Source organism: Pseudoalteromonas sp. APAL1, assembly GCF_021532475.1.
Classification (GTDB): Bacteria; Pseudomonadota; Gammaproteobacteria; order Enterobacterales; family Alteromonadaceae; genus Pseudoalteromonas; species Pseudoalteromonas lipolytica_C.
The window spans coordinates 27267-46593 of sequence record NZ_JAKGAW010000015.1; the positions used below are offsets into that span (position 1 = coordinate 27267).

Below are 19327 nucleotides of genomic sequence, written 5' to 3' on the forward strand. Positions count from 1 at the left end.
TTACCCTCTTAAAAATTCATTTAATAACTGTTCAGTCTCATATAAAGGTAAGCCGACCACCGCAAAATAGCTACCCGAAATATGGCTAACAAAGCGTCCGCCTAAGCCTTGTATGCCATAACCGCCAGCTTTATCTTGGGGCTCACCCGAATGCCAGTAAGCATCAATTTCTTCATCACTTAACTTTTTAAATGTCACATCAGTGACAACAACACAACTTTTTACTTGCTCACTATTTGCAATTGCAACGGCTGTCATCACTTGATGGGTGCGCCCAGATAAGCGCTGCATAGTGGCTGTAAAGTCTGCTTGGTCAACAGGTTTAACTAGGGCAGTATCATCAATGACGACTACAGTATCACTTCCTAACACAGGGCGATCAGTGTAGCCCATAGCTACACCTGATTGTGCTTTGAGTCTAGCTAAGCGTTCAACATAATCACGAGGAGATTCATTCGGAAATTGGCTTTCATCTGCATCAACGCTAAATTGAGAAAACTCAACGCCAAGCTGGCTGAGCAACTCTTTTCGGCGCGGTGATGCAGACGCCAAATAAATTGCGGTCTGCATTATCTAATCCTGAAATGACGGCGATATTTACGCAAAATTAAGAAAATCCACCACCAGCAAAGCATACCTGTTAGCACAGGCCACAAATAATGCGGACTAAAATAAATACCCATTAAAAAGTGATTTAGCCAAAACTGCATAAGGTGGTAAAGCGTTAAAAACAAAGCAACTAAAATGCTTTGCTGCCATAAAGAAAAGTTTCTAATCTTTTGGAAGTTACTAGCAGTGATAAATATACACACTGAGTAAGTCAGTGAGTTTACACCCAGTGGTGAGCCTGAAGCTAAGTCCATTAATAAACCGACCACCCAAGCTGTACCAATGTTCAAACGGTGTGGTACCGCTAACGACCAATACATTAATACCATTAACACCCAATCTGGGCGATAAGGCTCAAACGAAATCGGTAACGGCATTAACGCCATAACCAATGCAAAGAAAATACTGATAGCAATCAGCAAAGAGTGACGACTATTCATTGCTTATGCTCTCCTGCTGATTACGCCACAGCACAACCAACAAGCGAATCCGGTCAAGTTGTGCAATTGGCTCAGCATATACCTGCGCAAAAGGACGCCCTTCGTCACGGTTAATTTCAGTTACTACAGCAACCGGATAACCTTCAGGGAAAGTGCCACCTAGGCCTGAGGTAACCAAAATATCACCAATACGTACGTCAAGGCTGTGCGGAACGTGCGAAAGCTTAACTACATTAATTTTACCTATGCCTTCAACCACGGTACGTACATCGTTACGTAAAATACGCACAGGTGTGGCATGGGTGGTGTCGGTCATTAACAACACGCGCGAAGTAGTCGAACCAACTTGGGTGATTTGCCCTACCACACCCATTTCGTCAATAACTGCTTGGCCTTCACTTAGGCCATCGGTAGTACCGCGGTTAATAACCACTTGATGACTATATGGGTTTGAGTGAACGGACAAGACCTGGGCTATAATTTTACGATTTGATTGTTTAGCAGATGAACCTAACAAAGCACGTAATTTATCGTTTTCACGAGATAAAAATTGCAGTTGTTGGAGTTGCTCGCTTTGCAATAACTGCTTCTTCTTAAGTGCTTCATTTTCAGTTAAAAGCTGTTCGCGGGTGTGCAGATTTTTCGCGCCAATACTAAATAGCTCATACGGCAAATTGGCGAGATAAATAAGTGGGCTAACGAGGGTATTTAAACTGGTGCGAATTGTTGTACCACCTTGTGTGTAGCGATCGCCCACGATCAGCACGACACTCAAAAGCACTGCGACAAAAAGTCGCAGTTGCAAAGAGATGGTACGACCAAAAAGTAACTTCATTAGTCGTAGCTAAATACGTCACCACCGTGCATATCAATCATTTCTAGCGCCTTACCGCCGCCACGAGCAACACAAGTTAATGGATCGTCAGCAACCACGACTGGAATACCTGTTTCTTCCATTAATAAACGGTCTAGGTCTTTTAATAATGCACCACCACCGGTTAATACCATACCGTGTGCAGAAATATCCGAAGCAAGCTCTGGTGGAGACTGTTCAAGCGCAACCATAACCGCGCTCACAATACCCATTAATGGCTCTTGCAACGCTTCAAGAATTTCGTGTGAGTTCAGTGTGAATGAACGCGGAACACCTTCAGCAAGGTTACGACCACGTACTTCAATTTCAATAGGCTCATCTGTTTTAAACGCCGAACCAATTTGATGCTTGATGTTTTCAGCCGTTGCTTCACCAATTAAGCTACCAAAGTTGCGGCGTACATAGTTGATGATAGCTTCATCAAATTTGTCACCACCGATGCGTACAGATGAAGAGTAAACCACGCCATTTAATGAAATAATGGCAACTTCAGTTGTACCACCACCGATATCAACAACCATTGAACCCGTTGCTTCTGATACAGGTAAACCTGCACCGATTGCAGCCGCCATTGGCTCTTCGATTAGGTACACTTCACGTGCACCAGCACCCATCGCAGATTCACGAATAGCACGTTTTTCTACTTGTGTAGCACCACAAGGCACACAAATAAGAACACGCGGGCTTGGACGCATAAAGTTGTTGTTATGTACTTGCTTGATAAAGTGTTGCAGCATTTTTTCGGTCACGTAGAAATCAGCAATAACGCCGTCTTTCATAGGACGAATCGCTTTAATGTTACCCGGTGTACGGCCTAACATTTGCTTTGCTTCAGTACCCACTGATGCCACACTTTTCGGGCCACCAGCTCGCTCTTGGCGAATAGCAACTACAGAAGGTTCATTTAATACAATACCTTCTTCTTTTACATAAATTAGGGTATTGGCTGTACCCAAGTCGATCGATAGATCGTTTGAAAAAATACCACGGAGTTTTTTAAACATGAGGCTGGATGACCTTTGAAAATACGTTCTTATACTAGCTGCTCTCACTCTATCATGCTAATCATGAAAAAGCGCAACTGCCTTAAATTAATTGCTAAAAAAGGAAGCTTATTGCGCTTCCTTTTTAAATATTTATCGCTCGCGTACTAAACGAAAGCCGATATAGTTTGCACGAAAGTCTGGCGCTAAAATTAGGCGTGTTGATACGCGGGCTAAGCTAGGCGCAAAGTTCCAAGCACCACCACGAACCGTTACATCAGACTGTCCTGGCTTTTTATATGTCCATTCCCATACATTACCTACTGTATCAAATAGGCCAAATGCATTAGGAGAAAACGACCCTGTCGGTGCAGCGCTTTTATTTGACCATTCGCTCCCACACCAACCACAGTTCGCTAAATTTTTACCGATTTCGTTACCCCAAGGGTACTCGGTTTCAGTACCAGCTCGCGCAGCATACTCCCACTCAACCTCGTTTGGTAAGCGAAATAACTGACCCGTTTGCCCCGATAACCAATCTGCGTATGCTTTTGCATCGTTATAGGTTAAACATACCGCCGGAAAATCACTTTCTTGCTCGAAACCTGGGTTACGCCAATTTAACGTAGCTTCCCATACTGGTTCACCATTTAAGTAATAAGCACAACCACGATTTTTTTCAGCTTCTGTTTTGTAACCTGTATTTGCAACAAAACGCTCATACTCTGCAACAGTCACTTCCTTGCTTTGCATTGCAAACGAATTAGCAATGGTCTTTTCTACCACTGGACGCTCGTTGGCTAAACCATTGCCGTTAATATCGCCCATCTTAAATTTGCCTGCAGGAATAACAACGATACCTGCTGAATTGTTTTTATTGACGATACTTGCAACTGGTGAAGACGTTGCTGGTTTTTCAGCTGCTGTAACCGCTGCAACAACTGGCTCTGGTTCTTTTACCAAATTTGCATGAATTGTTTGCGCTTTGCGAAGATCAATACGCGCTTTATAGCTTTTATAACCACGCTTGCGAATTTCAACTTCATGAAAACCTACAGGCAACGAAGTGGTTAATTTTGTCGCACCAAAACTCACGCCATCGATAAACACTTCATCATCATACACATTAGAACGAAGTGTTAGCTCAACCATTTTAGATTTTTTCAAATCAGGTAACGGTTCAACCTTTACTGGCTTTTTTGATGAATAATCGCTAACAGGCTCATTAGTCATACGTGATACCGATACCACCTGACTATTATCCAAAGGGTCACTGAATGTTAACTGACTATCAGGGTAAGATACCGAGTAATTAGACTGATAGTTGCCCGCAAGTGGCGAGCCATAATCAGCGCAGAATCGGTTATCTAAATTAAGTAAACTACATAAGCGGCTGCTATTTACATCACCGCGCATGGTCACGCTTAAGTTGACGTTATAGTTACCTTGACCGCTAAATGCACTGTTGACAACATGACTACTTAACACCTTAACTTGCGCACCCGCAAGATTGCGTTTTGGTTCAACCAATCGCTCTTCAGTTAAGTTAGCAAAAATTTGATCAACAAAACGTTTAGTTGCTTTTTGCAAGCCCATTTGCTGACCGCGCTGCTCACAGGCAGCAAGCGTTTCGGTGCGTTTACAATTGATGGTGTGATTAACTTCTAATGTACCTTCACGTGTAAACTCATTACGTAAACGCTCAACACGCGCCGTTGCGAGTTGTTCTTTTAAACTTTCTAATGTATTGAGTTGGGTATGTTTAGCTACGCGAATTTGCTCAATGTCTTTTCTATGCGATGCAATTGCCGCCAATTGCATCGAAATATCATCTTTATTCTGTTTGTGATCAACAACTGCCTTTTGATAGCGTGCTTGTGCATTGCTAATGTCTATTGTTGGATCATCAATAAGTCGGCGATACATCTCGTTCATTGCATCTAGCGCTTGGTTTTTTTCTTTGTCTAACTCTGTCGAGCGTGCGCGCAATAATTCGAGTTGCTTCTGTAACTGACTTTCTTCTTTTAGGTGTTTTTCAAGGATAACAGTCGAGTTATCGTACTCGGCTTGTTTTTTACTGATCTCTGACTCTATACCAGTTACCGTAGCAGTATCTTGTGCAAATGCACTAGTTGCTAGCAAACTAACTGAAATAAATAGAGATAAAGGAGCGATTCGCATATATTCCATTCCCAAAAAGCGGCAATTATTTGGTCATTATTATTTTTTTATAATTAAACTCTTATGCTATGTACTTGGAAAGCAAAACACAAGCTTTGTTCAATTATTATCTGAGTTTACAACTATTACCTTAGTTGATGCCAGTAAATAACAAAATCATTTTAGTTTAATTTCTTAGTTGATGATCAGTTTGCTACAATAGAGCGTGTTTTTTATTAAAATTGCTGCTGTGTATAGTTCTTTTGAGTCACCTTTACAAACCATAAACCATCCCTTATTGGCTGCTCGTAAAATTCAGCTCACCATAAAGCGAGATGATCTTATTCACCCGCAAATTAGTGGCAATAAGTGGCGTAAACTAAAGTTTAATTTAGCCGCAATGCAACAACTTGGAAAATCTGAATTACTCACTTTTGGTGGTGCTTTTTCAAATCATATCCATGCCAGCGCTGCTGCGGGGAAACTATTTGGTTTTACTACTCATGGTATAATTCGGGGTCCAGAACTTGATAGCGAAAATCCAACACTGCGCTATGCAAAGCAATGTGGCATGAATTTACATCCAGTTGACCGTGTTACTTACCGGTTGAGGCATGATCAAAATTACTTAGCTGAATTACAACATCAATTTCCTAATGCTTATATTTTACCTGAAGGCGGCACTAATTCAGCAGCCCTTCTAGGCTGCAAAGAGTTGGCCGAAAGCCTTCCCCCAGCAGACTATATTATATGCCCTACGGGAAGTGGCGGAACACTAGCAGGTTTAATTGAGGGCGCATCACAAAGTACAACAGTATTAGGGGTGGCTGTACTTAAGCAAGCTGAGTATTTAATAACTGACATTAAACAATTGAGCAACCGCGCCAAACAACAACAAAACTGGCAGCTGTTATGTGACTTTCATGATGGCGGTTATGGCAAGTTTAGTGCTAATTTGTGGCAGTTTTGTCAAGCATTTAACCACCAGCACGACATTCCTCTTGAACCTATTTACAGTGGCAAAATGATGTATGCACTATGGCAACTCATTGAGCAGGGCTTTTTTGCTCCACATACACACATTATTGCGATTCATACAGGTGGGCTACAAGGTTTAGATGGCTTGCGATACCGCAATTTAATCGACTAATTAGCTGTATTAGCTATGCGGTGTTATATCTGCTAACTTTTGTAAGGGCTCAGCAAAGTAAAAGCCTTGAGCTGCAACCACCCCTAAGTTTTTGAGGGTCGCAAGTTCATTTTGCGTCTCGACCCCCACCGCATAAACAGGAAAGCTTAATTCGCTGCCCTTATTGATAATCTGTTTTACGATCTTCTGCTGTTGAGCATTTGTATCTATATTATGTATTAGCTCATAGGCCAGTTTAATACTGCGTATATTATTAAGCTGCGCATAAGTAGCTAGGTGCTCTGCACTTCTCACGTTATCAATTACCACACCAGCCGACAGTTTCTCTAAGCACTTAAACTGTGAGATTAATTTTTTATGTTGGCGTAGATAATCATCTTCACTGAGTTCAAATTGAAGTTTACTAATTCCCTCATAGTCACTCATATGTTCTTTAAACCAAACCCAAAACTTGTCATTGAACCAGTTCATAGCATGTAAGTTTATACTGACTGTGATTGCACCAGCTTCGTTAGAGAGTATTCTCTTCACTTGAGTAATAACGATTTTATCTAAAAACAACACGTCATTTTTACTGCTCATGTGGGGAATAAAATGCCGAGCTGCCAATAGCCCCAAATTTTTATGACGAATGCGAATTAACGCTTCATGCTGTAAAATTTCACCTGTTTGTAAATCGAACAATGGTTGAAAAAACAACATAAAATGTTTGTTTTTAATGTACTCAAACAAGTGCTCTTTACTGTCTGCTAACATGCTTGATTGGGTATGCCCGAACGGCAAGCGATGAATATGTTGCCATGCACTTTGTTTAGCCATAGCCAATGCTGATTTAGTTAGCTGATATACAACAGCTTGGTCTGCTCCTGTTCGGTAATTACAAACACCAATCTTGACATCAGCACGTGATAAATCACTGCGATAGTTTAAGCACGCTTGGTAAATAACTTGATGAAGCCGTTTGGTATATTTATCAAGCTCAGTTGCAGGGATGTTATTTAAAGTAACCGCGATGCCACCTGAAGGAAGCAACTTAACGGAGCGATTAACCAACTCACCAAAACCTTTCGCAATCACTAATTTAAAGTAGTTATCAACATCCAGGTTCGATGGAAAAGGTGTTTTCCAAAAGAACAAAGCAAATAAATGGTTATAACTTGTTGGCACCCCATAAAGAATATTGAGGTCTTGTCGCGGTAAAGGCCTTGGCGATGCTAGCTTTTGTGATTTAAATTGGGGTTCAATTTGTGCATCTGCTGATGCTTGCGGTTTGATAACAGGTTGCTCTTTAATAGCCGTAGACTTAGCCATACTTCGCCACCAACGCCCAGCCCAATAGCCTGTTGCTAGTAAAATAAGGTTTAATAGTATAAATAAGTGGCTTTCTAGTAACCAAGCTGGCCAATGAAACAAACGTAAACTGACTGTTTTATAACTAAATACTTCTTGCTCTACATCAATAAAATTTGCAAAGTTTTGCGGCAAATCAGCTACATCCAAGACAAAACCCTGACTTTTTACAATAGACGCGATGATGTCTTGCGAGGTGATAGGATCTAAGTTTAATTCATATACTTCTTTAGCCAGCTCAGTACCAGTATGATGAACCTTGTCATGAAGTACATCATTAAGAAAAATGTTAAAAACAACCACAAGCAAAAGCACAATCGTCACATAAATGACCACTGGTCGCTTGATCTGTGAAGCAAAGTCTTTTTTCATTTCACAATTTTGTTGCCCAAAGATATACAAAGTGTTGTTCAAGAACCCCATAAATACAAGGCTACAGGCTGATTAAAAGTAATTTCAGAAGAATCCTAATACCAACGCTGTCAAAAATTCCGTAAATTTAACAACCTAGCATTTACTGGTAATGAGAATTATTTTGTAATCAACAATTCAAAAAGTCGCAACTGAATCTCTGCAACAGAGTTAAATAAAGATAAGCAACCTTTTACAGTAACCTTTAATCAACCCCAAGATAACTGTTTGTAATGATGAAAGGCGTTATTATTTAGCCTTCGTAGATGCGCATTACCCGAAAAAATAAGCGCCATCATGACAGCGTAGCTGATGCACACCAGGCTCATGAAGATGTATTTACTCTAAATACATTTATAGCATTTGATGTCTTATATTGAGCTTGTTCTAAATCTTTTATCAATTTAGATAATAGCGCCAATTCGGTTTGTACTTCCTGCATATTTTCAGTGATATTTTGGCTTGCCTTACTCGCTTCTTCAGCTAACTGATTTTGTGATTCAATCGCTGATGACACCATGTTTGTTTGGCCGCTCACCTCAGTGATATTAGTTGTCAAAATATCGATATTCTTGAGCGCATTTTCACTATTTTCACTCACCTTCTGCGTTGATTCAGAGGTATTTTCCATATACGCCTGAAGTTGTTGCACTTGCTGCTTTATGTCATCAAGCACTGAAGATATTTCTGATGTTGAATCTTGGCTACGCGTTGCTAAACCCCGCACTTCGTCTGCAACAACAGCAAAACCACGCCCTTGTTCACCCGCTCGAGCAGCTTCGATAGCAGCATTAAGGGCTAGTAAATTAGTTTGTTCAGCAATACTCGAAATTGTATCAAGCACTGATTGAATACTGTTCGTTTTTGCACTTAACGAATCTGATTGCTGATGAGCCTGCTGAATCAGCGTAGATAGTGAGTTAATGCTCACTTTATTTGTGCCAATTATTTGCTTTGTATTATTCGATAAGTCATTTGCCTTTGCTGTATTTTTAGAGCTTTCATCTGCTGACAGTGCAATTTGCTCGATCTGGTTAGATAGCCTCGCGAAGCTATCTTGAAGCACCGATGTGGTTGAATTAACACTCTCAACTAATTCTGAGAGCTCTGTTGCAAAAGTGATTAATGATTTAACACTGGATTCGCTACTGCTGTTTGCTTGTTGCACTTGCCGTATCAACTTAGTGAGGGTATCTACCAACTCATCAACACTTCTAGAAATTGCACCTATTTCATCACTCGATTGGTCATCAATCCTCACTGTTAAATCATGGCTTGAAGCAATTTTTCCAATTAAATCTCGTACTTTTCTAACTTTTTTAGCAAGTGCCTTGATTACAAATAAACCGAAGGCGATAAAAAAAGTAATAAAAAATATCGCAAGACCTACCGTTACCACAGCCTCCATTTTAGCATCAACGTGCTTTTCCTCGATAAGCGACTCTAACGCGCTTTGTTTTTCAGTAATACGCTTGTGAATTTTGCCAATTAAGTCCGTTGACAAACTAAACCAGTCCGAAGGTTCTGGGTAAGACAAAGCCAGCTTGCCACTTTCTTGATTTAGGTTTTCGATAATTGCCTTAATATCTTTAAAGGCTTGTGAATTAGTCAATTCTGATAGCCATGCTTTATCTTCTTTTGCGGTGAGTGTTAAAGCGAGCATAGCCAAACTTTCTTCAATATTATTAAAATAGCCAGCAACTTGAACCTGACTATCTTTAGATATTGATTGTAATGATAAAATACCATTCACCTTTCCTCTAATCTGGCCTAACCTCTCCTTTAACAAAGACATTCTGATAATAGCTAAACCTGAAGAGATTGCTTCGGATTGTCTAATGTGTGAAACCCGGCTGTTAGCAACATCCAACATAAACTGGTTGGCATTAGAATAAACGGCAAACGCTGACTTTCCTTGCTGCCTATCGATATTTTCTCTTAACGCTTTTATATTTTTGTGCTTTTCTAACACTGCAGTAAATAGGGCTATTGAGTGTTTTTTCGTTTGAGTATAATTAGAAAATTCGTTAAAAACTTTATCAACAATCAAGCGTTGCTTAGCAACTTTGTCACCGTTTTTGCGATACCCTGAACCAATAAAGCCAGCAGTTAATCCCCTTTCGACTGCCGTTTCATGCGCTATTTTATCTATCATCAATACTTCGCTGATAAATTCAGCATCTTGACTCACAAGCTGCTTTTTTTGCAGGGACGCATCAATAACAATATAAGATGTTGTAAGCATCACAACCAAAGCAAATGCAATCACTGCTGCTAGCGCTTGTTGAAAGCTTATCTTACTAAGTATTTTCATGGGTGTAGGAATAAAGTTTTTTATTAAACTTAGACCATACGATTGATATCGCCAGTATTTATAACTCTGCTCCAGGCATACTTGCAGCCATAAAAAAGAACGTAAGCTCTAATCCTAGCTTCACAGACTCAATTAAAAGATAAACGATTCAATGCAAAGTAAAGAACAAAATGAGTGGGTAAATTTGTGCGGCCAGCATGCATTCTAAGTTATTTTTCAACATTATTTTTAGTTAAAAAAAGAGCCGCTATTTAGCGGCTCTCTTATACATTTCTAATTTTGTCTTTGGTCAGAACGGGATATCGTCATCAAAGTCGATTGGTGGTTCCATTGGGTTTGATGCGCCGCCTTGTGGTGCATTTTGTGGCTTAGGAGCAAAACCGCCTTGTTGTGGTGCACTGCTTTGCTGTGGAGCACCATAACCGCCACCGTATTGGTTATTGTTTTGTTGTTGCGGCGCTGACTGCTGTGGACGTTGTTGCTGTGGTGCTGGTGCAGACTGTTGCTGTGGTGCATAGCTATTATTGCTTTGTGCTTGTTGTGAGCCACCACCGTAACCGCCGCCTTGCTGTTGACCACCTTGGTAACCGCCTTGTGATTGACCACCTTGATAGCCGCCACCCTGTTGATCGCCACCACGGCCACCTAACATTTGCATTTGACCACCCATATCTACCACGATTTCTGTGGTGTATTTTTCTTGGCCTGATTGATCAGTCCATTTACGCGTTTGTAAACGGCCTTCAATATAAACTTGTGAGCCCTTGCGAAGATACTCACCAGCAACTTCAGCTAGTTTGCCAAATAACACAACACGGTGCCATTCAGTACGCTCTTGCATTTGCCCTGTGTTTTTATCTTTCCAGCTATCAGTCGTAGCAATGCTGATATTCGCTACACCATTGCCATTAGGCATATAACGTACTTCTGGATCTTGGCCTAAATTACCAACCAAGATAACTTTGTTCACACCGCGTGCCATGGAACTTCTCCTATAAAACGTTAGATTAAACCAGCAACTTTACGTGCTTGGTCTAGGTCAAATTCTTTGTCATTAATCTTTAAATAGCTGCGATTTTCATCACAAACAACCGTTGCTTCAATGACGCCCGGTAAAGCAACAAGACGAGAAGCAAGTGCTTGTGCTTGCTGCTCTGAACTTAATTCGGTCATTAAGCTAATTATTTTACTTCTTGGTGGGACTTGCATATTCCAAGCAATGATAAGCCATATTACCCCAACAAGTGCCGCTGCCGCAAACACTGCTTGCGCACTTAATGCTTGGGCAACATAGCCACCCAATAAACCGCCTAAAAAGGCACCAAAAAACTGCGTTGATGAGAACACCCCCATCGCAGAACCTTTCTGGTTTGCAGGGGCAATACGCGAAACAAGAGCTGGCATGGTGGCTTCTAAAAAGTTAAAAGCAATAAAGTAAACCAACATACAAATACCAATGCCAATCACCGAATCAACCCATAGCGACATGGCTAACATGCTTAACACCAGCAGTGCGATTGAAGCAATGAATGCTTGTTTTTCTTTTTCTTTGCGAATCGCCACTATCATCATAGGTGCCATCAAGAAAAATGCTAAAAATAATACAGGTATGTATAAATACCAATGATGATCTGCAATCAATCCATCTTTAATAAGCTGACCTGGTAATGCTACAAATACGGTAGTTAATGTAAGATGAAGCAGCATCACCCCAAAATCAAGGCGCGCTAATTGTGGGTGTTTAATAAGTTGCTTAATGTCATCAAGTGTTGCAAGCGTGTCGCCTTTTGGGGCTTTACTAACTGCATTTGGCACTAAAAACAACACGATAAAAATACCTAAAAGCGCCAGCCCTGCGGTAAGCCAAAATACTCCTGCAACACCCCATGATGCGGCTACTATTGGCCCAAGTAACATAGCAACGGCAAAGCTCATACCAATACACATACCAATGACGGCCATTACTTTTGGACGCTGTTCATCACGACTTAGATCAGAAGCCAGTGCTAACAATGCACTGGCTATTGCGCCCATGCCTTGTAATGCACGCCCTAACGTCACCATTTGTACTGACTCAGCTGTTGCCGCTATCACAGAACCAAGCGCAAACACACAAAGACCACCAATAATGACTTTTTTACGACCAATTTTGTCCGATAACCAGCCCATAGGTATCTGTAATACAGCTTGCGTTAAACCATAAGCACCGATAGCAAAGCCAATCCATAGTGGCGAAAACCCTTCTAGCTGCTGACCATAAATTGCCAATACTGGCATCAGCATAAATAGGCCAAGCATGCGAAATGCAAATACGCTCGCCAACGAAACGGCAGCGCGTTTTTCTCGAGAGTTGAGTGAAGATGCTGTCATGAATTACTGATCTTGCTGTCTGTTAAAATGTGAGCGTGGATTCTACCACAAGCAAAAACTAAATAATCACCTGTGAGTGATGATTTTTTCTTTGATCAAGGATTAATCTTATCGCGTATTGTGAGATACTGAAAAAATAATTAGGTAACAAAACGAGATAGCATGGAAAACATTGAAGTCCGAGGCGCCCGTACGCACAATTTAAAAGACATCAGCCTAACCATTCCCCGTGATAAGCTGATAGTTATCACTGGCCTATCTGGTTCAGGAAAATCGTCTTTAGCGTTTGATACGCTTTATGCAGAAGGGCAACGTCGTTATGTTGAATCACTCTCTGCATATGCAAGGCAGTTCTTATCGCTAATGGAAAAACCCGATGTGGATCACATCGAAGGTTTATCGCCTGCAATCTCTATTGAGCAAAAATCAACCTCGCATAACCCGCGCTCAACAGTCGGAACCATCACCGAAATTTACGATTACCTACGTTTATTATTTGCCCGTGTAGGTGAGCCACGCTGTCCTACTCACGACTTACCGCTTGCAGCACAAACTATCAGCCAAATGGTCGATACGGTTTTAGCGCTACCTGAAGGTAGCAAGCTAATGCTATTAGCACCAGTTGTGAAAGACCGAAAAGGTGAACATGTTAAGCTGCTTGAGCAACTTGCAAGCCAAGGCTTTATTCGTGCCCGTATTGATGGCGAGGTTTGTGACTTATCAGATCCACCAACCCTTGAGCTTCATAAAAAGCACACTATCGAAGTTGTGGTTGACCGCTTTAAAGTAAAAGATGGCCAACAACAGCGTTTAGCTGAATCATTCGAAACGGCGCTTGAGCTTTCAAGCGGTATAGCTCATGTAGCGGCAATGGATGACTCTCTTAGCGAAGACATGCTGTTTTCAGCTAACTTTGCTTGTCCAACCTGTGGCTATGCAATGGGCGAGCTTGAACCGCGTTTATTCTCGTTTAATAACCCAGCAGGTGCATGCCAAAGCTGTGATGGTTTAGGTGTACGTCAGTATTTTGATCCAAACCGTGTAGTGCAAAACCCAGAGCTAAGCTTGTCGGGCGGCGCAATTAAAGGATGGGACAAACGCAGCTTTTATTATTTCCAAATGCTGCAAGCCGTTGCGGAGCATTACAAGTTTGATTTAGAAGCGCCGTTTCAAAATCTGAGTAAAGAAGCACAAAAAGTTATTCTTGAAGGTTCAGGCAAGACTAAAATTGCTTTTAATTACCGCAATGACCGTGGCGATTTAATTACGCGTAACCACGAGTTTGAAGGCGTTTTAAATAATATGAACCGCCGCTACCGCGAAACAGAATCAAACTCGGTGCGCGAAGAGCTGGCTAAATACCAAACGAGCCAAGCGTGTCCAAGCTGTCATGGCTCTCGATTACGCGAAGAAGCTCGCCATGTATTTATTGGCCAAACCAATCTACCTGCCATCACCACAATGAGTATTGGTGAAAGCATGGCATTTTTTGATAGCTTAAGCCTAACTGGTCAGCGTGCCCAAATTGCCGATAAAATCCTCAAAGAAATTCGCGACCGTTTATCTTTCTTAATTAATGTAGGCCTTAATTACTTATCACTTGAGCGAAGTGCTGACACCCTCTCAGGTGGTGAAGCTCAGCGTATTCGTTTAGCAAGCCAAATTGGTGCAGGCCTTGTTGGTGTTATGTACGTACTGGATGAACCATCAATTGGTTTGCACCAACGCGATAACGACCGCTTACTAAAAACCCTTATTCACTTACGTGATTTAGGCAACACCGTCATTGTGGTTGAGCATGACGAAGATGCCATTCGCGCTGCCGATCATATTATCGATATCGGCCCAGGTGCTGGTGTTCATGGCGGCCATGTTATTGCACAAGGTACCCATGACGATATTCTAGCAAGTAAAGATTCTATCACCGGTCAGTATCTCTCTGGTGAAAAGAAAATCGAAGTACCGGCGGCTCGCCATCAAACCAACGACAAATGGCTTGAGCTATTTGGTGCCACAGGTAACAACTTAAAGAACGTTGATTTACGTATTCCATTTGGCTTAATGACCTGTATCACAGGTGTATCGGGCTCAGGTAAATCGACACTTATCAACGACACTTTATTTAAGCTGGCTCATACCGAGTTAAATGGCGCAACGACCGCAGAAGCTGCACCGTATAAGTCAATTAAGGGATTGGATCATTTTGATAAAGTGATTGATATTGACCAAAGTCCAATTGGCCGTACTCCGCGCTCAAACCCTGCAACTTACACTGGTATTTTTACCGGTATTCGTGAGCTATTTGCAGGCACTCAAGAAGCCCGTTCGCGTGGTTATAAAGTCGGTCGCTTTAGCTTTAACGTTAAAGGTGGCCGTTGTGAGGCTTGCCAAGGCGATGGCGTGATCAAGGTAGAAATGCACTTTTTACCGGATGTATATGTGCCTTGTGATGTATGTAAAGGTCAGCGCTACAACCGTGAAACCCTAGAAGTACAGTACAAAGGTAAAAACATTCACCAAGTACTCGAAATGACCGTTGAAGATGCCCGTGACTACTTTGATAAAATCCCGGCCATTGCACGTAAACTGCAAACGTTAATGGATGTTGGCTTGTCGTATATTCGCTTAGGTCAAGCTGCAACAACCCTCTCAGGTGGTGAAGCACAGCGTGTGAAACTGGCTCGTGAACTTTCAAAACGCGATACCGGTAAAACACTGTATATCCTTGATGAACCAACTACGGGTTTACACTTTGCTGATATTCAGCAATTATTAGTAGTACTGCACCGCTTACGCGATCACGGTAATACCATTGTTGTTATTGAGCATAACCTTGATGTGATCAAAACCGCAGACTGGATTGTCGATTTAGGCCCTGAAGGTGGCTCTGGCGGTGGTGAAATTTTAATTTCTGGTACACCTGAAGACGTCGCCGATTGTGAGCGTTCACACACAGGCAGGTACTTAAAACCACTACTATAAAAAGGATATTGCGTGCGTAGGTATTTAAAAATTGCAAAATGGCGCGCTAATAAACAGTTTCAACAACAGCAACGTAGCTGGCAACCTCATAAAACAAGGTTGGTTGAACGTTTACAAGCCATTTGGTTTAACTTAAGTACCGCACAAAAGCTCTATCTTTTGGCATTAAGCAGCCTGATTGTTGTGCCATCAGGCTGGTTAAGTGCCACCATCACCATTATTGCACTTGTTATTGAATTTTGGCCTAAGTTTAATCAACTTTGGCATTCACTTGCCGGCAAGGCACTGATTTTAATCTTCTATGCTAGTATCGCTAACTTTGTGTTGGCAGGTGCAAGCGGCATAGTAAATAATGTAACCCATGTTTCTGCCAATCATTTTAACTACACACATAACTTTGCCACTCTGTTATATTTACCGCCTTGGGCGCTGGGAATAACACTAGGTACATTATTGTTATTTCAACTCTTTTTGCCTTTTTATATTTTTATTTTATTGCTGATAAAACCATTTGGCTCTGAGCGAGTTAAATTTATAAGTCAAAGCTATTCGCCGCTATTAACCGCCATCGTGCGTTTTATTTTAGCAACCGTAGTATTTATTAACTTAATTTCGTTTCTTGATGACAAGCCACCTGAAGAAGTGCTCGACAACATGGTCAGTACCTTTATCGATAGCAAAGTCATTGCCAAAGAGTCAGGTGAAGAGCAGCAAAAAGCGGTTGAAGAACTCAGTGAAAAAATTGAGCAACAAATTCCTGACATCAACGAAGAAGCTCAGGTACCTAGCCGTGATATAAACATACAAGCTGATAACGAAACGGCTGAAAATCTACGTCAGTTTTTAGATAGTAAAGGTTACTTTGAGCGCAGCAAACGCTTAATTGCCATGTTTGCTTACAGCTTTGAGGCCGATAGTTATTCGCGCTGTTTAAAGGCTGAAAACAGTAAAGCTGTTGAGCTGAATGATTACGAAATAGTGCAAGTAACCCCTGATCACAATGCTGAATATGGCTATCGATTTGAAGTCATTGCGTGTGACTCGCCAGGCGTTACCCCTGTTGCAAAGTAACGCAGTAATCCTCTTTTATTAATGAGGCTTGCTGCGCTTCTGCCAGCCAGTGAAAGAATAATAGCCCTCGATAAAGCAAACCCTCAAAAGTAATATCCTTTAAAACCTTATTTCGGCCCATAAGGATTGGACTTAAACCATTGAAATTATTTGAATTAAATTTTCAAAACCTTATAAATAAATCGCTTAGAACTAGATAAGCGACTCTATCCGAATTCCTCGCTATTGTAGTTTCCATCAACGGGCTACCAACCACTTTTGCCTCGTTGATAAAACCAATCAACCAATTAAGGGAATTACATTATGAGCAATTCAATTTTAAAAATGATGCCACTACTAGCAGTCGCTGCACTCGTTATTACTGCACCGAATACTTTACTAAATAATCAAGGTGATCAAAAACTAGATCAACAGTTAGAGACATCTATAGCCGCCTCTATTGAGCAAATGAACAATAAAATTGATCACCAAATTGAACAACAGCTCAATAACTAACAGCTAGTTTGCCCAGCATGCTGGGCAAGCCTCATCAATTAACAGGCTAAAATAATGAAAACATTAACTCGATACTTGCTCATCTCATTCATTGCTACATCAGGCTTATTAGCAAGTAGTTTTAGCATCGCTAAAAGTGCCATTTGGCAGGTAAGTAAAGGTGATGAATATATTTATCTTGCTGGTTCAATTCATATTTTACCTTCTAAAGAGCTGCCACTTCCCACTGAATTTAATCAGGCTTATAAACTGATAGATACCTTAGTGCTTGAAGCCGATGTACCTGCACCAAGCGATAGCTCGGCACAACTAACCCTGCTTAAAGCTCTTAGCTATCAAGCAGGTGAAACCTTAAGTAGCAAACTGACAGAAAAAGTTAAGCAACAATTAAAATTACAGCTTAATAGCTATGGCATGCATCTCTATGAACTGGATAGCTTTCGACCTTTTATGGTGAGCTTGCTAATCATGTCGTTAGAGTTACAAAAACAGCAGCTCTTAGGTGAGGGCGTCGATAGCTATCTTGCGAAACTGGCCAAACAAGATAATAAAAAAATAGCTTACCTTGAAACCTTAGCTTTCCAGTTAAATTTGTTTAAACAATTAGGCAATGAAGATGAGAATGCCTTTATAGAATCACTATTGGCACAAGTTTCTGACTTCCAGCAACTGTATGTTGAAATGCTCGATGCATGGCGAAATGGCGATATGCAAGCAATGGCTAAGCTTACTACCCTACCACTAAAACAACGTGATCCCCTTACTTATGAAATGTTAATTAAGCAACGTAATTTAACCTGGCTTAGTAAGATAGAGCGCTATTTTACTAATCATCAAAAAGAGCTGGTGCTCGTTGGTGCAGCCCATTTGGCTGGTGAAGATAGCTTGTTAGGCCTATTAAAAAATAAAGGCTATGCAATTAAACAGTTGAACACAGATGAGGAATAAAAAAATGGAAAAAACAGACAAAACTGCTGCCGCGCTGATGTGTTTTTTTACTGTTTTAATTGTGCTGAGTTTTTAATGAATAAAAAAATACCGCTGTTAAGCGGTATTTTTATTTCAATTATTTGTTGCAAGCTTACGGGCGAGGAATAAAACCTACCGCATCGTACACAGCTTTTAATGTTTTTTCAGCGCGAATACTCGCCTTTTCAGCACCTGATTTCATAATGCTATCAAGTAGTGATTGATCTTCACGGATCTCTTTAAAGCGTGCTTGAATTGGCTCAATCATATTAACAACCGCTGCTGCGGTGTCTTTTTTCAGGTGACCATACATTTTGTCTTCGTATTCAGGAACTAAGTCTTCGATTGAGCGCTTAGTTGCAACTGATAATAAAGTAAGTAGGTTAGATACACCTGGTTTTTCGTCACGATCAAAGTAAATACGTGCTTGTTCGTCTGAATCGGTTACTGCTTTTTTCAGTTTCTTTTCAATCTTCTTCGGCTCATCCAATAACATGATGTAACCGTTTGGATTTTCATCTGACTTAGACATTTTCTTCAGCGGATCTTGTAAGCTCATTACACGTGCGCCAAACTCAGGAATGTACGGCTCAGGTAGTTTGAACACGTCACCGTATAGGTTGTTAAAACGTGTTGCGATATCACGTGTTAATTCAAGGTGTTGCTTTTGATCTTCACCCACTGGCACTTGATCTGCTTGATATAACAAGATATCAGCTGCTTGCAGCACTGGGTAAGAGAATAAACCCACATTCACGTTATTCGCATGCTTAGATGACTTATCTTTGAACTGCGTCATACGATTAAGCTCACCCATTTGCGCGTAACAGTTTAACACCCAGCTTAGCTGTGCATGTTCTGGTACTTGAGATTGTACAAATAACGCCGCTTTCTCTGGATCGATACCACATGCAGCATATAGCGCAATACCATCAAGAACGCGCGAACGTAATTGCTCTGGATCTTGGCGTACCGTAATGGCATGTAAATCTACTAACATAAAGAAACTTTCGTGGTCTTCCTGTAGCTTAAGCCACTGGTTAATAGCGCCAACATAGTTGCCTATTGTCATACCACCGGTTGGCTGAATGCCACTTAACACTACTGGTTTACTCATGATGTTCCTTTATATTTTTTACTAAACTAAAA

Annotated in this window: 15 protein-coding genes; 5 read left to right on the forward strand and 10 right to left on the reverse strand. The window is 41.1% G+C overall.

The features are described 5' to 3' along the window. From L1264_RS09435 to L1264_RS09455, 5 genes are all read right to left on the reverse strand, one after another. On the reverse strand, positions 1 to 570 hold the full coding sequence (locus tag L1264_RS09435; RefSeq protein WP_135922713.1) for a Maf family protein: 570 nt from the start codon (positions 568 to 570) through the stop codon (positions 1 to 3). Next, a complete protein-coding gene (gene mreD, locus L1264_RS09440) occupies positions 570 to 1049 on the reverse strand; it encodes a rod shape-determining protein MreD (protein WP_135922714.1) in 480 nt (159 codons plus the stop codon). Before mreD ends, L1264_RS09435 begins: the two co-directional genes overlap by 1 nt. Then, the gene (gene mreC / locus L1264_RS09445) at positions 1042 to 1884 is read right to left on the reverse strand and encodes a rod shape-determining protein MreC (RefSeq protein ID WP_054552786.1); all 843 of its coding nucleotides are present in this window, start codon (positions 1882 to 1884) and stop codon (positions 1042 to 1044) included. The genes mreD and mreC overlap by 8 nt, the downstream gene beginning before the upstream one ends. Next, a complete protein-coding gene (locus tag L1264_RS09450) occupies positions 1884 to 2927 on the reverse strand; it encodes a rod shape-determining protein (protein WP_054552787.1) in 1044 nt (347 codons plus the stop codon). Before L1264_RS09450 ends, mreC begins: the two co-directional genes overlap by 1 nt. A gap of 132 nt (positions 2928 to 3059) precedes the next feature. Next, the gene (locus L1264_RS09455) at positions 3060 to 5087 is read right to left on the reverse strand and encodes an SUMF1/EgtB/PvdO family nonheme iron enzyme (RefSeq protein ID WP_199527306.1); all 2028 of its coding nucleotides are present in this window, start codon (positions 5085 to 5087) and stop codon (positions 3060 to 3062) included. Between the two features lie 220 nt (positions 5088 to 5307). Between L1264_RS09455 and L1264_RS09460 the strand changes: the two genes are divergently transcribed. Next, positions 5308 to 6216 carry a 1-aminocyclopropane-1-carboxylate deaminase/D-cysteine desulfhydrase gene (locus L1264_RS09460; protein WP_135926193.1) on the forward strand — a complete coding sequence of 303 codons (909 nt, stop codon included), beginning with the start codon at positions 5308 to 5310 and terminating at the stop codon, positions 6214 to 6216. Positions 6217 to 6225: 9 nt separating this feature from the next. Here L1264_RS09460 and L1264_RS09465 read toward each other — a convergent pair whose 3' ends face one another. From L1264_RS09465 to L1264_RS09480, 4 genes are all read right to left on the reverse strand, one after another. Then, the gene (locus L1264_RS09465; RefSeq protein WP_199527305.1) at positions 6226 to 7938 is read right to left on the reverse strand and encodes an EAL domain-containing protein; all 1713 of its coding nucleotides are present in this window, start codon (positions 7936 to 7938) and stop codon (positions 6226 to 6228) included. A 364-nt stretch (positions 7939 to 8302) separates the two neighbouring features. After that, on the reverse strand, positions 8303 to 10291 hold the full coding sequence (locus L1264_RS09470) for a methyl-accepting chemotaxis protein (protein WP_199527304.1): 1989 nt from the start codon (positions 10289 to 10291) through the stop codon (positions 8303 to 8305). A gap of 289 nt (positions 10292 to 10580) precedes the next feature. Continuing rightward, positions 10581 to 11273, reverse strand: a complete 693-nt coding sequence (gene ssb / locus L1264_RS09475; RefSeq protein WP_135922730.1) for a single-stranded DNA-binding protein — start codon at positions 11271 to 11273, stop codon at positions 10581 to 10583. Positions 11274 to 11293: 20 nt separating this feature from the next. Continuing rightward, positions 11294 to 12661, reverse strand: a complete 1368-nt coding sequence (locus L1264_RS09480) for an MFS transporter (protein ID WP_199527303.1) — start codon at positions 12659 to 12661, stop codon at positions 11294 to 11296. A gap of 162 nt (positions 12662 to 12823) precedes the next feature. Here L1264_RS09480 and uvrA point away from each other — a divergent pair, with 162 nt between their 5' ends. The 4 genes from uvrA (at position 12824) to L1264_RS09500 (ending at position 18157) form a co-directional block, all read left to right on the forward strand. Beyond that, positions 12824 to 15643, forward strand: a complete 2820-nt coding sequence (uvrA, locus tag L1264_RS09485) for an excinuclease ABC subunit UvrA (RefSeq protein ID WP_138557070.1) — start codon at positions 12824 to 12826, stop codon at positions 15641 to 15643. Positions 15644 to 15655: 12 nt separating this feature from the next. Continuing rightward, positions 15656 to 16714: a hypothetical protein gene (locus tag L1264_RS09490; protein ID WP_199527302.1), complete on the forward strand. Its 1059-nt coding sequence runs from the start codon at positions 15656 to 15658 to the stop codon at positions 16712 to 16714. A 303-nt stretch (positions 16715 to 17017) separates the two neighbouring features. Beyond that, on the forward strand, positions 17018 to 17209 hold the full coding sequence (locus tag L1264_RS09495) for a hypothetical protein (RefSeq protein WP_199527301.1): 192 nt from the start codon (positions 17018 to 17020) through the stop codon (positions 17207 to 17209). 54 nt (positions 17210 to 17263) lie between these two features. Then, positions 17264 to 18157 (forward strand): TraB/GumN family protein, encoded by an 894-nt coding sequence (locus L1264_RS09500; RefSeq protein ID WP_138557072.1) that lies wholly within the window; start codon positions 17264 to 17266, stop codon positions 18155 to 18157. A gap of 133 nt (positions 18158 to 18290) precedes the next feature. On the opposite strand, the gene trpS is transcribed toward L1264_RS09500, so the two are convergent. Beyond that, a complete protein-coding gene (trpS, locus tag L1264_RS09505) occupies positions 18291 to 19295 on the reverse strand; it encodes a tryptophan--tRNA ligase (protein WP_063699907.1) in 1005 nt (334 codons plus the stop codon). Positions 19296 to 19327 lie beyond the last annotated feature (32 nt).

Coding starts and splice junctions, on each gene's coding strand:
- L1264_RS09435 (WP_135922713.1), bottom strand. CDS start 570: ATGCAGACCGCAATTTATTTGGCGTCTGCATCACCGCGCCGAAAAGAG.
- mreD (WP_135922714.1), bottom strand. CDS start 1,049: ATGAATAGTCGTCACTCTTTGCTGATTGCTATCAGTATTTTCTTTGCA.
- mreC (WP_054552786.1), bottom strand. CDS start 1,884: ATGAAGTTACTTTTTGGTCGTACCATCTCTTTGCAACTGCGACTTTTT.
- L1264_RS09450 (WP_054552787.1), bottom strand. CDS start 2,927: ATGTTTAAAAAACTCCGTGGTATTTTTTCAAACGATCTATCGATCGAC.
- L1264_RS09455 (WP_199527306.1), bottom strand. CDS start 5,087: ATGCGAATCGCTCCTTTATCTCTATTTATTTCAGTTAGTTTGCTAGCA.
- L1264_RS09465 (WP_199527305.1), bottom strand. CDS start 7,938: ATGAAAAAAGACTTTGCTTCACAGATCAAGCGACCAGTGGTCATTTAT.
- L1264_RS09470 (WP_199527304.1), bottom strand. CDS start 10,291: ATGAAAATACTTAGTAAGATAAGCTTTCAACAAGCGCTAGCAGCAGTG.
- ssb (WP_135922730.1), bottom strand. CDS start 11,273: ATGGCACGCGGTGTGAACAAAGTTATCTTGGTTGGTAATTTAGGCCAA.
- L1264_RS09480 (WP_199527303.1), bottom strand. CDS start 12,661: ATGACAGCATCTTCACTCAACTCTCGAGAAAAACGCGCTGCCGTTTCG.
- uvrA (WP_138557070.1), top strand. CDS start 12,824: ATGGAAAACATTGAAGTCCGAGGCGCCCGTACGCACAATTTAAAAGAC.
- L1264_RS09495 (WP_199527301.1), top strand. CDS start 17,018: ATGAGCAATTCAATTTTAAAAATGATGCCACTACTAGCAGTCGCTGCA.
- L1264_RS09500 (WP_138557072.1), top strand. CDS start 17,264: ATGAAAACATTAACTCGATACTTGCTCATCTCATTCATTGCTACATCA.
- trpS (WP_063699907.1), bottom strand. CDS start 19,295: ATGAGTAAACCAGTAGTGTTAAGTGGCATTCAGCCAACCGGTGGTATG.